Origin of the sequence: Acinetobacter sp. SFD, from assembly GCF_001647575.1 — a bacterium.
Lineage (GTDB): Bacteria > Pseudomonadota > Gammaproteobacteria > Pseudomonadales > Moraxellaceae > Acinetobacter > Acinetobacter pecorum.
Window position 1 is genome coordinate 112232 of record NZ_LSZJ01000011.1, and the last position, 12502, is coordinate 124733.

Below are 12502 nucleotides of genomic sequence, written 5' to 3' on the forward strand. Positions count from 1 at the left end.
ACATCCTAAAAATATTTAGCACTGTACTCATGTACGGTATCAATAAATACCTTAGGCTTGGCCGGATCGACCCATTGGGTAATACCATGCCCCAGATTGGCGACATAACCGGTTTTTTCCCCATTGGCATAGGCATCGTCCAGCATGGCTTTGGTCGCTTTCATGATGGTTTCTGATGAACCATATAAAGTGGCAGGATCCAGATTACCCTGAAGTGCTGCACGTCCAGCAATGGTCTGACGAGCAACATTCAATGGTGTCGTCCAGTCCAGTCCAAATGCATCTGCACCTGTGGTAACCATCGGTTCCAGCCACTGACCACCACCTTTGGTAAACAGAATCACCGGAATCTTGCGACCGTCTTTCTCACGTTGCAGGCCAGCGACAATCTTCTGCATATAGTTCAGCGAGAACTCGATATACTCACGATGTGCTAATGCCCCACCCCAACTATCAAAGATCTGTACCGCTTGCGCACCCGCATCAATCTGCGCATTCAAATACTCAGTGACTGCATCAGCCAGACGGTCCAGTAAAGCATGCAAAACTTCAGGCTGCGCATACATCATCTGTTTGGTAAACCGGAAATCTTTGCTTGAACCGCCTTCGACCATATATGTCGCTAAAGTCCAAGGGCTTCCCGAGAAACCAATCAGAGGCACCTGACCACCCAAGGCTGAACGAATGGTCGAAACTGCATTCATCACATAGTCGAGATCGGACTTGGCATTAAATGCAGGCAGGTTTGCGACATCCTGCTCGGTACGTACAGTTTTATGAAACTTAGGACCCTCCCCGGCTTCAAAATACAGTCCCAATCCCAGAGCGTCCGGAACCGTCAAGATATCTGAGAATAAAATCGCAGCATCCAGATCATAACGGCGCAAAGGCTGTAAGGTCACTTCACAGGCAAATTCTGTATTTTTGCAAAGAGACAGGAAATCTCCAGCTTTGGCACGTGTTTCACGATATTCTGGTAAATAACGGCCAGCCTGACGCATCATCCATACGGGTGTAGCATCTACAGGCTCACGCAACAGTGCGCGCAGAAAACGATCATTTTTTAAGGTCGTCATTCACATTCCCATCTTTCTTTGACATTGCCGACATCATAGCAAAAAGGCTACAGTTTTAATAACTTCTGCCGACTTTTAAAACCGATCATATGTCGTGATCAAATGTGATCAATTACACAAAACAACTACTGCATCTCCACATTTTTTCTGTAATACTTATAGTGTTTTTTCACATAGTTAAGAAATATTTTAAGGTTGAGTTACATGTTCGTTCGCACAATGCTCGCTGTGAGTCTAGGTTGCATTTTCGCAGGTACTGTTTTCGCTGCGTCTACTGCTGAACAACCATTAAACCCCCAAGTAGTAACTGATGTTTCAGTACAGGATCCGATTGATCCTTTGGCGACTGAAGCTTCGGCAGCCCAGGCTGAAACCAGAATTACTGCCCAAGAACAACAAGACCTGAAGAAAGCTTCTGACGCTCTGAATGTACTACAAAATACTGAAGACCAGACTGCTGATATTGGCGCCGCTCCAACCAGTAAAACTCCAGCCAGCTCGGCTGCAGCCAAAGCTTCCTGGACCTTAGACGGTCTTAATAATGCGGAATGGTATGAAAATATCGGTAAAGGTCAATTTCCTGTCTATGCACGTGCTCATGTCATGCTGAATAATGCACATGCTTCTCCAGGTGCAATTGATGGTACCAGCGGTAAAAATACGCTGAAAGCGATTGCTTCTTTCCAGCAAATGAACGGCATCAAGCCTACTGGCACACTGACTAAAGAAACCTGGGATGCGCTGGTAGCAAAACAGGGCTCTAAACCTGCCTTTGTTGAATACACCATCACTGAGGATGACCTGAAAGGTCCATATGCCCAGTCTATTCCGCATGATTACGCCTTGCAGGCTAAAATGAAAGGCCTGTATTACACCCGTGTATCTGAAATGTTGGGCGAAAAGTTCCATATGGATGAAGACTTTTTGAAAAAGTTAAATCCGAAAGCGACCTTTAAAAAAGCCGGGGAAAAACTGATTGTTGCCAATATCCGTAACGAAGTTCCTGAAGACATCCATTTAATTGTGGCGCATAAAGGTGCCAAACAGTTATATTTATTTAATAACCGTAACCAGATGATCGGCTCTTTCCCTGCCACTATTGGTAGTTCGGACACTCCATCTCCTACCGGTACTTATAAAGTGACTGGAGTAGCTCCAAACCCATGGTATAGCTACTCACCAAGCAACTTTGTTCAGGGCAATAACAAGAAACCGTTATCTTTACCACCTGGTCCAAATGGTCCGGTCGGCAATATCTGGATTGGTTTAAGTAAAAAATCCTTTGGTATTCACGGTACGCCAAACCCGTCTGCAATTTCTAAAACTGCATCGCATGGCTGTATCCGTCTAACCAACTGGGATGCCAATGACTTAGGCCGTAAAGTGAAATCTGGTGTGACGGTCCGTTTCCTAGAATAATGACCTCTCTACCGGTTAAAATAGAATAGCCTGCTTTTGAGCGGGCTTTTTTATTCCTGAGTTTTTGCTTTGAGCTGTGTCGTTGCAAAAATGCAATGATCTGTCGCCTATTTGAGATTTTTTCAGCTTTAAAACGACAGTATGATGATCTCAAGTTCAAAATAATATCGAGATTAAATCATGAAAGCTTTTCTACATCCGAGTGAAAATCGTGGTCATGTAAAAATGGGCTGGCTGGAGTCTAAACACAGCTTCTCATTTGGTAACTGGTATAATCCGAACTACATGGGAGTCAGTGCCTTACGCGTGATTAATGATGATTTAATTGATGCACATCAGGGTTTTGGCACACATCCGCATGACAATATGGAAATCCTGACCTGTGTGCTGAAGGGAACCATTACCCATCAGGACAGCATGGGCAATCATGGCGGAATCTCTGCGGGTGAATGGCAACTCATGAGCGCCGGAACAGGTGTACGACATAGTGAAATGAACCAGGGTGATGAACAGGTCCATCTGTTACAGATCTGGATTATTCCCAATGAACGTGATGCCAAGCCGAACTATCAGCAAATCCGTCTGGATCCCCATGAGCAACCCAACCAGTGGCATTTGATTTGTGGTCCAAATGACAATGCACCGATGCATATTCGTCAGAATGCCGAAGTCAAAACTGCGGTAATTCAGCGAGGCCAGAGCCTGGAAGTCAAAGCAACCCAGCATATTAATTATGTACATGTGGTTTCTGGTACTGTCGAGATTGCAGAACATACAGTTAAGGCGGGTGGTGCAATTGCTTTTCTGGAAGACTCCGAAATTAAAGCAAGTGAAGATGCGCAAGTCATCTGGTTTGACTTACCTGAAGTACCAAACTAAGCTTTTAATAAGGCTCCCTCTACAAAGGCTATTGATCATTTTGATGAATAGCCTTTTTTATACATAGAATAATGAATAAGAAATATAAGTTCGCAGAATCATTATAAGGTTTCCTCACTAAGAAAATTATGCCTACTACCTATACAAATCCAACCAATTCTCATCACATTTTTACCTAACCACAGCACTATTTAGGTGAATATAAACTGATCTATTTCCAGGAAATCAAACGCTGTATAGCTTTGATCATTCATGACTAGTTTGATATTGTCTTTTATAGGCATAAAGTGAATTGACCTTTTCATCTAGGTTAAATAAATAGAAGAGCATATCAGTATGAACCAGATTTTAGAGATTCAAAACAGCCAACAACAAGCTTTGCTTTATTTATTAGCCTTTTTAAAAGAACAAGATTATCACTTTACAACCATTACCCCGCTTTCACATCAGCGAATTCTGGAGCGAAAAAAGAATGAAATTTATAAGCATAGAACCCTTCAGGATATCTTTGGCTGGAATCTAGGTTTCAAGAAAACTGATCTTGATCCCGTCCTGTTTGAATTATTGCAAGAACATCAACTTCTACAGCTACAGCAAGGCCAATACTTGAGTCAGGTTCGGGTTTCTTCACTTGATAATGAACTCTTTATTCATTCTGCTTTTCCCACCACTCAGCAGGATGCAGTATTTTTTGGTCCGGATACTTATCGCTTTGTCTATCATCTTAAGCAATATCTAGCCACTCAGCCTCATCCTTTTAAACGGGCCGTAGAAATATGCTGTGGTACGTCAGCAGCTGCGATCAGCCTCGCCAGACATTTTCCAGATAATAATGAAATCATGGTTGCTGATCTGAATCCCAAAGCTTTGCTCTATAGCCAGATTAATATCAGTTTTGCCGGCTTAAATCATATTCATCCGGTTCAAAGTAATTTATTTTCCAATCTTGAGGGGAATTTTGACTTAATTTTTGCTAATCCGCCGTATTTAATTGATCCAGATCAACGTCAATACCGGCATGGCGGTAATAAACTGGATGGCTGTGATTTATCATTCAGGATTATAAAAGAAGGTATACAACGGCTGAATTCTGGTGGACGTTTATTCCTATATACCGGTGTGACCGTGACTGAACATGGCAATCTATTTTTGCAGCATCTTAAAGATTCGATGAAACAGCATCAAAATATAATCTGGTCCTATGAAGAAATTGACCCGGATATCTTTGGTGAAGAGCTAGAGCAGCCGGCTTACCAACATGTGGAAAGAATTGCTTTGGCTCTGATCAAGATTGAAGTACATGCTTGAAAAATATCTATTTATAAATTATTGATTTTTTAAATGGTGGTTTTCTTCGAATCCCGTTTATTTTCCAGCATTCTATTAAAATCTTAAAGTAATAAAAAACCCCAATCTTTCGACTGGGGTTTTTAAAATTTGGCGGAAGCGGTGAGATTCGAACTCACGGAGGACTCACACCCTCGTCGGTTTTCAAGACCGGTGCATTAAACCGCTCTGCCACGCTTCCATGTGCGCAATAATACGGAGCTTTTATCCGACTGACAAGTGAAAATTACAGTGAATGCAATCAACTGGATATAGTTTCATCAAATCGCTACAATTTTGCTGCCAATTCCGCTCCTTCACGAATAGCACGCTTGGCATCCAGTTCAGCTGCCAGTTTTGCACCGCCAATAATATGATACTGCGCCAAGGTATTTTCCCCGTTAAGCGGCATCAGATCCTTCACCGATTCTTGGCCTGCACATACCACAATACTATCCACACGCAATAATTGAGCATGGCCATCGACCTCAATCCATAAACCTTCATCGGTAACAGATTTATATTGCACACCGCGCAACATACGTACTGCATGTTTTTTTAACTGGGCACGATGTACCCACCCTGAAGTCTTGCCCAGCCCTGCACCAAGTGTTGTTTTTTTACGCTGTAACAGATAAATTTCCCGTACCGGAGGTTCTACTTCAGCTCGCTGTAACCCGCCTTCAGTCACATAATCTGGTTGGGAATCTACACCCCACTCTCGCTTCCATTCATTTACGGGTTGCGGCTGTATCTGATGCGGTGGCTTTAATAAAAACTCGGACACATCAAAACCGATCCCGCCTGCGCCAATGACCGCAACACGATCACCGACAGGTGCTCCACGTAGCACTTCTGCATAAGACAAGACTTGTGGTGCCTGACTGCCTTCGATATTCAAGGCACGTGGCACGACACCTGTAGCCACAATCACTTCATCAAAACCTTCACGCTCCAACTGCTCGCGGTTTACCCGCGTATTTAAACGTACATCTACTCCGGTTTTTTCCAGTTGCACCTTAAAATAGCGAATTGTTTCGTGAAATTCCTCTTTCCCCGGAATCACTTTAGCCAGGTTAAACTGCCCGCCTACTTCGTGACTGGCTTCAAATAGCGTCACATCATGGCCACGGCTGGCAGCGACTGTGGCTGCTGATAAACCCGCAACTCCTCCTCCAATCACTGCAATACTTTTTGGTTTTTTGGTTTTGACATAGACCAGTTCGGTTTCATAACCGGCACGTGGATTGACCAGACAGGTTGCCCGCTGGTTTTTAAAGGTATGATCCAGACAGGCCTGATTACAGGCAATACAGGTATTGATTTCATCAACGCGATTGGTTGCAGTTTTATTGACCCAGAACGCATCTGCCAAAAGTGGACGTGCCATCTGTACCATATCTGCCTGACCGGAAGCCAGAATCGCTTCGGCAGTGTCTGGCATATTGATGCGGTTAGACGCAATCACTGGCACCGAAACATGTTTTTTGACTTCAGCGGTGTAATCGACAAAAGCTGCTCGCGGCACAGAAGTGACAATAGTCGGAATACGCGCTTCATGCCAGCCAATACCGGTATTAAGTAAAGTAATTCCGGCCTTTTCCAATGCTTTAGCTACGGTAATCACTTCCTGCATAGTATTGCCATCATGCACCAAATCGAGAAGCGACAAACGGAAACAGATAATAAATTTCTCACCAATTTCAGCGCGAATCGCTTTAACAATTTCTACGGCAAAACGCATCCGGTTTTCAATCGGGCCGCCCCAACGGTCAGTACGCTGATTGACATGACGACTTAAAAACTGATTCAGCAAATAGCCTTCAGAACCCATGATTTCCACGCCATCATAGCCGGCTTTTTTGGCAATACTGGCAGTTTTCACATAATCCTGAATGGTATTCAGGATCTGTTTATCTGACATTTCACGCGGTTTAAAAGGAGAAATTGGTGATTTGATCGGGCTGGCCGAAACCACAAAAGGCTGATAGCCATAACGTCCGGCATGCAGAATCTGTAAAAGAATTTTGGCGCCATGCTTATGAACTGCATGCGTCACCAAGCGGTGCGGTGCAATATCGCCCAAGGTATTCATGGTACCGCCCGCCGGCAACAACCAGCCTTGACGGTTTGGCGATATTCCACCTGTAATCAGCAGACCCACACCACCCTTTGCACGTTCGCCAAAATAAGCTGCCAGTTTAGGATAATTATAAAAGCGATCTTCCAGACCAGTATGCATCGATCCCATTACCACCCGGTTTTTAATGGTGGTGAAACCCAGATGAAGTGGTTTTAAAATATTGGCATAGCGCGTCGTAGTCATAACATATCCCTGATTTTTATTTGGCTAATAGCTTAAATCTTATAAAGGTACTTTAACTGATTTTTAGGGGCTTTTTATGACTATCAGGTCTGCATTCTCAGGCACAAATACCAATTGGCATATTCATGTCGAACATTCGCGATTAAATTATTGCTGCCATTGCCGTGCACTGGATTTCCATAATGCAATCGCACCCAATACTGTCCCAATCGGAAAACTGAACAGCATGAGGATTGCCATCACTCTGGATAATGTCCGCCCTGAACCATTCCCCAGCTTAACCTTGAGACAGGCCTGTATATTTAAAACAATCAGTATCAACAAAATTAGTAGGATCATTCCCAGACTCAGCATGGAAATCGTGGATTGCTGATATTCCAGATATAAAAAAGCAATCGTACTAAAAACCAGCAAACCGGCATAAATCCCATGCAACAGTGCCAGCGTTTCATTCTTGGTTTTTGGATTTAAGTTAGGTAATGGTGGAATAGGAGACGCCATGATTTTATTCCTCATTTATCTGATTTTTTAACTTTATGCGCTGAATATAGCGAATTTTTAATTTTTTAGCAGGATTCTGGTCAAAATTGTGCGATTTATGATTATTTAAGTCTATTGAATAGAGATTTTAAAACGAGTTTTTCTTTTCTAAAGCAAACCTAAATAAATTAATGATACAATTGATGCAATATGTATTTTTTCAGGCCACCAATTCTGGCGTGCCTATTTCATATCATTAGGATGAACAATGTCTGATAATGCAACTATCTTGCAGAATGTCCCAGTAGGTAAAAAAGTTGGTATTGCCTTCTCTGGTGGTCTAGATACTTCTGCTGCTCTTTTGTGGATGAAACAAAAAGGCGCTGAACCTTATGCTTACACAGCTAACTTGGGTCAGCCAGACGAAGACGATTACGATGCGATTCCAAAAAAAGCTGAAGCTTATGGCGCAGTAAAAGCACGTTTAATCGACTGCCGTTTACAGCTTGCATTAGAAGGTATTGCAGCAATTCAATGTGGCGCGTTCCACATTTCTACTGGTGGTGTTCCTTACTTCAATACGACCCCGCTTGGTCGTGCAGTTACAGGCACCATGCTGGTTACTGCCATGAAAGAAGATGACGTGAACATCTGGGGTGACGGCTCTACTTATAAAGGTAACGACATTGAGCGTTTCTATCGTTACGGCTTGTTGACTAACCCGAATCTTAAAATCTATAAGCCTTGGTTAGACCAGACGTTTATTGACGAATTAGGCGGCCGTGCAGAAATGTCACAGTTCCTGATCGACAACGGTTTTGACTATAAAATGTCAAAAGAGAAAGCATACTCAACAGATTCCAATATGTTAGGTGCGACTCACGAAGCCAAAGATCTTGAATACCTGGATGCAGGCATCAAAATCGTTGAGCCAATCATGGGCGTTGCGTTCTGGAAAGAAGAAGTAGAAATCAAACCTGAAGAAGTATCCATTACTTTTGAAGAAGGCTTCCCTGTGGCCATCAATGGTCAACGTATCGAAGATCCAGTTGAGTTCATTCTTGAAGCAAACCGTATCGGTGGCCGTCATGGTCTGGGTATGTCGGATCAGATCGAAAACCGGATTATCGAAGCGAAATCTCGTGGTATCTATGAAGCTCCGGGTATGGCACTTCTTCATATTGCTTATGAACGTCTTGTGACCGGTATTCATAACGAAGATACCATCGAACAATATCGTATTAACGGTTTACGTTTAGGTCGTCTGCTTTACCAAGGTCGCTGGTTCGATTCTCAAGCGCTGATGCTGCGTGAAACTGCACAGCGTTGGGTCGCTAAAGCAGTTACCGGTACAGTGACGCTTGAACTTCGTCGCGGTAATGACTACACCATTATGAATACTGAATCTCCTAACCTCACTTATGAAGCTGAGCGTTTGACTATGGAGAAAGGTGATTCCATGTTCTCGCCGATGGATCGTATCGGCCAGTTAACTATGCGTAACCTGGATATTACAGATACTCGCGCGAAACTGGGCATTTATACAGAGACAGGTTTACTCGCAGTCGGTACAGCATCTGCAGTGCCACAACTGAAAGACAAAAACTAAGTTTTGTCTTTAGCAAAAAAACCGCGCCTTGAGCGCGGTTTTTTATTGGTGATGCTTATAGATATTTAGAATTTCTAACCATTTGCGATATCTGAATTGACTGATCGAGTGGACTGATAATAGATCTGATTGCGTCCAAGCTGCTTGGCACGATATAGCGCCTGATCCGCGATTCCCAACAATGCATCTTTATCAATATCATCCTCACCACGATAGACAGTAATACCTAAACTGATAGTGATATGTTTCGCAACTGAGGATTTTTCATGTGGAATTTCCAGCCGGTCAATCGCTTTAAAGATATTTGATGCCACTGCATAAGCACCATGCGCATCTGTTTCAGGCAAGAGGACCACAAACTCTTCTCCGCCATAACGTGCGACAAAGTCCATATGCCGGATCGCATTCTTGATCGTTTTAGCAATGCTTGAAATAACGTCATCACCTTTCTGATGTCCATAAAAATCATTGTAATTTTTAAAGAAATCTACATCAATAAACAGAATCGCCAAAGCCGTTTCCTCACGGCGAGCACGTTCGAAATGGACCTCCAGTGTCTCATCAAAGGTCCGTCGGTTCGAAATCTTGGTCAGCTCATCATACTGGCTTAAATGTAATAATTCGGTGGTATGAATACGCTGGATTTGCTCACTGATTCTGGCACGAATGCTATAGAGAAAGATCACACGTTCACGTGCAAAAATCATATGACTAATCACATAACCCAGCAAGCAACTCCCAATCAGGATACGCCCAAAAACCAAGGGGCTAAATTCTATGGACATGATTGATAAAGCAATAATCGTGGTAGCTGCTGCAGCCAGTCCTGTCACCAGTATCTGTACAGGCTTGATACCGGTTAGAACATATCCCAGAATATAAATAATGGTGACAATTGCCATCGACTGATGCTGTAAAGCTGGAGTTTTAATCGACATGGTAATACACGAAATTGAAACCAGCATCCAAAATACCAGCAGCATTGATGCCTGCGGGAAAAACCGCCTGATTTTGGGTAAACAGGAAAACATATAAAAGAGGGTTAATGCGATGCAGCCATTGATGAGACCCAGCATGCACAACACAAAATCATGTACGAAATGTTCTTTGCTGATAATCCAGTAATCTGTAGGAATGATCACCACTAAAAAAATAAAATAAGCCAATACTCCGCCCCAAACATATTTTTCGACATGTTTACGGGCACGTTCCAGATTTTTTGTCCAGAATTCTTGTTCCAGATTTTGAGGGAAGACCGGACCTACACGCTGACTTTGTCGTGTGATCAATTTTTCTATGTCTTCTTTATTATCTTGTAATTTCGCTAGACTGTACTTGTATTCCATTGCCAAGTATTTATGTAATTTTTTTAGTAATTCTAAAATAACATACTTTTTGAAATTAAATTATAGATATCCCTTATTTTGTAGCGCTTTCTCGTTACCATTTTTGCTATAGATGGATTATCATTCACTTTATTTGTTCGACTGAATTTGCCTTGAATACGATTACGATTCTCCAGCCAGATGACTGGCACGTTCACCTGCGTGATGGTTTAGCACTTCAACGTACCGTTCCTGATTTAGCCAAACAGTTTTCTCGCGCCATTTGCATGCCAAACCTGGTGCCACCCGTTAAAACCGTGGAGGAAGCCAATGCCTATCGTGAACGTATTATGGCCCATGTGCCTGAAGGGATAAATTTTGACCCACGTATGGTGCTGTATTTCACTGACAACACCCCGGCAAGCGAAGTTAAGAAGATTAAAGAATCTGCGTATGTCAATGCCATCAAGCTCTATCCTGCAGGTGCGACCACCAACTCCGATAGCGGTGTGAGCGATATGAGCAAGGTCTACGGCGTAATTGAACAGCTTGAAGAACACCAAGTGCCTTTATTACTGCATGGCGAAGTAACGCATAATCATGTGGATATTTTTGACCGTGAAAAGCGCTTCCTGGATGAAGTACTGGCTCCCTTACTCAGACAGTTTCCCAAGCTAAAACTGGTACTTGAACACATTACCACCAGTGAAGCTGCAAATTTTGTGCTCGAGCAAGACCGTAATGTCGCTGCAACCATTACCCCGCAACATTTATTGTTTAACCGAAATGACATGCTGGTCGGTGGGATCAAGCCGCATTTCTACTGCTTGCCAATTTTAAAGCGTCAAACGCATCAGCAAACTTTGCTGGAAGTCGCAACCAGCGGTAATCCTAAATTTTTCCTGGGAACAGACAGCGCGCCGCATTCAAAAAATGCAAAAGAAAATGCGTGTGGCTGTGCAGGATGTTATAGTGCGCCGACTGCCATTGAGCTGTATGCTCAGGCATTTGATCAGGTGGGTAAAATTGAGCGCCTGGAAGGTTTTGCCAGCCATTTTGGTGCAGACTTCTATGGCCTGCCACGTAATACCAGCACTATTACCCTGATCAAAGAAGATCAAGTGATTCCTGAAAGTTTAAACTACCTGGATGGTGAACAGATTATCCCTCTCTATGCGGGTAAAACCATTCAATGGAGAAAAGTGTGACAAATGAAACTCTCCCAATCATTGGTCAACGTTTTCGTGGATTCTTACCTGTAGTTGTCGATGTCGAGACTGCAGGTTTTAATGCACAGACTGATGCATTGCTGGAAATTGCGGCCATTCCGATTGTTTATAATGAAGATGGTCAATTTGTGCCAGGTCAAGCCTACCATGCACATATCAATCCTTTCGAAGGGGCAAACCTCGACCGCCGTTCGCTGGAGTTTATTGGGATCGATCCCTCTAATCCGATGCGAATCGCCATGGCTGAAGATGAAAAAACTGCGCTTAAGCGTATTTTTAAATCTGTGAATGAAGTACGTCGCCAGCAAAACTGTACCCATGCGGTTTTAGTCGGACACAATGCACATTTCGATTTAGGTTTTCTTCAGGCCGCGATTGCCCGTACCGGAACCAAAAACCAGAACCCGTTTCATAGTTTTTCTGTCTTCGATACAGTGACTTTAAGTGCGGTGATGTTTGGTCAGACCGTACTGGCGAAGTCCTGTATCCAGGCTGGAATCGAGTTTGATGGCAAAGAGGCTCACTCTGCATTATATGATACGCAGAAGACCGCTGAACTGTTTTGCTATATTTTAAACAAACTCGCACCTCACCTGCTTGACACTCTGGTGGCGGATCAATAAGATACCGCCATCTTCTAAACGTCCCTATCGTCTAGAGGCCTAGGACATCGCCCTTTCACGGCGGTAACCGGGGTTCGAATCCCCGTAGGGACGCCATCTATCTTCTTCTCTTTCTTCCTATATCTTGTACCAGCACCTCAAGCTGATTAATTCATGAACATTCATTATTTTATTAATGGAAATAATTCTCATTTTCATTGATTACCACGC

10 protein-coding genes and 2 tRNA genes are annotated in these 12502 nt (G+C 43.2%); 7 read left to right on the plus strand and 5 right to left on the minus strand.

Features of this window, described 5'->3' with window-relative positions; all coding sequences use genetic code 11:
• Positions 1-5 precede the first annotated feature (5 nt).
• Entirely contained in the window at positions 6-1076 is a 1071-nt protein-coding gene (hemE, locus tag AY605_RS06010) for a uroporphyrinogen decarboxylase (protein ID WP_064095545.1), read from the minus strand.
• A gap of 204 nt (positions 1077-1280) precedes the next feature.
• Between hemE and AY605_RS06015 the strand changes: the two genes are divergently transcribed.
• The 3 genes from AY605_RS06015 to AY605_RS06025 all read left to right on the plus strand — a co-directional run bounded on the left by AY605_RS06015 (position 1281) and on the right by AY605_RS06025 (position 4682).
• On the plus strand, positions 1281-2495 hold the full coding sequence (locus AY605_RS06015; RefSeq protein ID WP_064095546.1) for a L,D-transpeptidase family protein: 1215 nt from the start codon (positions 1281-1283) through the stop codon (positions 2493-2495).
• Between the two features lie 180 nt (positions 2496-2675).
• Positions 2676-3374, plus strand: a complete 699-nt coding sequence (locus tag AY605_RS06020; RefSeq protein WP_064095547.1) for a pirin family protein — start codon at positions 2676-2678, stop codon at positions 3372-3374.
• Between the two features lie 336 nt (positions 3375-3710).
• Positions 3711-4682 carry a methyltransferase gene (locus AY605_RS06025; RefSeq protein ID WP_064095548.1) on the plus strand — a complete coding sequence of 324 codons (972 nt, stop codon included), beginning with the start codon at positions 3711-3713 and terminating at the stop codon, positions 4680-4682.
• A gap of 130 nt (positions 4683-4812) precedes the next feature.
• Here the strand turns inward: AY605_RS06025 and AY605_RS06030 are convergent.
• The 3 genes from AY605_RS06030 to AY605_RS06040 all read right to left on the minus strand — a co-directional run bounded on the left by AY605_RS06030 (position 4813) and on the right by AY605_RS06040 (position 7527).
• A tRNA-Ser gene (locus AY605_RS06030) sits at positions 4813-4902 on the minus strand.
• A gap of 87 nt (positions 4903-4989) precedes the next feature.
• Positions 4990-7026 (minus strand): NADPH-dependent 2,4-dienoyl-CoA reductase, encoded by a 2037-nt coding sequence (locus tag AY605_RS06035; RefSeq protein ID WP_064095549.1) that lies wholly within the window; start codon positions 7024-7026, stop codon positions 4990-4992.
• Between the two features lie 147 nt (positions 7027-7173).
• A complete protein-coding gene (locus AY605_RS06040; protein ID WP_064095550.1) occupies positions 7174-7527 on the minus strand; it encodes a hypothetical protein in 354 nt (117 codons plus the stop codon).
• 247 nt (positions 7528-7774) lie between these two features.
• On the opposite strand from AY605_RS06040, the gene argG reads away from it, so the two are divergent.
• Complete coding sequence (gene argG, locus AY605_RS06045; protein WP_064095551.1) at positions 7775-9115, plus strand: argininosuccinate synthase; 1341 nt, start codon at positions 7775-7777, stop codon at positions 9113-9115.
• A gap of 74 nt (positions 9116-9189) precedes the next feature.
• Here the strand turns inward: argG and AY605_RS06050 are convergent, their stop codons facing one another.
• Positions 9190-10461: a GGDEF domain-containing protein gene (locus AY605_RS06050; protein WP_064095552.1), complete on the minus strand. Its 1272-nt coding sequence runs from the start codon at positions 10459-10461 to the stop codon at positions 9190-9192.
• A gap of 152 nt (positions 10462-10613) precedes the next feature.
• On the opposite strand from AY605_RS06050, the gene pyrC reads away from it, so the two are divergent.
• From pyrC to AY605_RS06065, 3 genes are all read left to right on the plus strand, one after another.
• Positions 10614-11648, plus strand: coding sequence for a dihydroorotase (gene pyrC, locus AY605_RS06055; protein WP_064095553.1), 1035 nt, complete (start codon positions 10614-10616; stop codon positions 11646-11648).
• Positions 11633-12292 (plus strand): ribonuclease T, encoded by a 660-nt coding sequence (rnt, locus tag AY605_RS06060; RefSeq protein ID WP_034438210.1) that lies wholly within the window; start codon positions 11633-11635, stop codon positions 12290-12292. Before pyrC ends, rnt begins: the two co-directional genes overlap by 16 nt.
• Before the next feature lie 20 nt (positions 12293-12312).
• Positions 12313-12388: transfer RNA gene (locus tag AY605_RS06065), tRNA-Glu, on the plus strand.
• Positions 12389-12502: the final 114 nt, after the last annotated feature.

Coding starts and splice junctions, on each gene's coding strand:
- hemE (WP_064095545.1), bottom strand. CDS start 1,076: ATGACGACCTTAAAAAATGATCGTTTTCTGCGCGCACTGTTGCGTGAG.
- AY605_RS06015 (WP_064095546.1), top strand. CDS start 1,281: ATGTTCGTTCGCACAATGCTCGCTGTGAGTCTAGGTTGCATTTTCGCA.
- AY605_RS06020 (WP_064095547.1), top strand. CDS start 2,676: ATGAAAGCTTTTCTACATCCGAGTGAAAATCGTGGTCATGTAAAAATG.
- AY605_RS06025 (WP_064095548.1), top strand. CDS start 3,711: ATGAACCAGATTTTAGAGATTCAAAACAGCCAACAACAAGCTTTGCTT.
- AY605_RS06035 (WP_064095549.1), bottom strand. CDS start 7,026: ATGACTACGACGCGCTATGCCAATATTTTAAAACCACTTCATCTGGGT.
- AY605_RS06040 (WP_064095550.1), bottom strand. CDS start 7,527: ATGGCGTCTCCTATTCCACCATTACCTAACTTAAATCCAAAAACCAAG.
- argG (WP_064095551.1), top strand. CDS start 7,775: ATGTCTGATAATGCAACTATCTTGCAGAATGTCCCAGTAGGTAAAAAA.
- AY605_RS06050 (WP_064095552.1), bottom strand. CDS start 10,461: ATGGAATACAAGTACAGTCTAGCGAAATTACAAGATAATAAAGAAGAC.
- rnt (WP_034438210.1), top strand. CDS start 11,633: ATGGAGAAAAGTGTGACAAATGAAACTCTCCCAATCATTGGTCAACGT.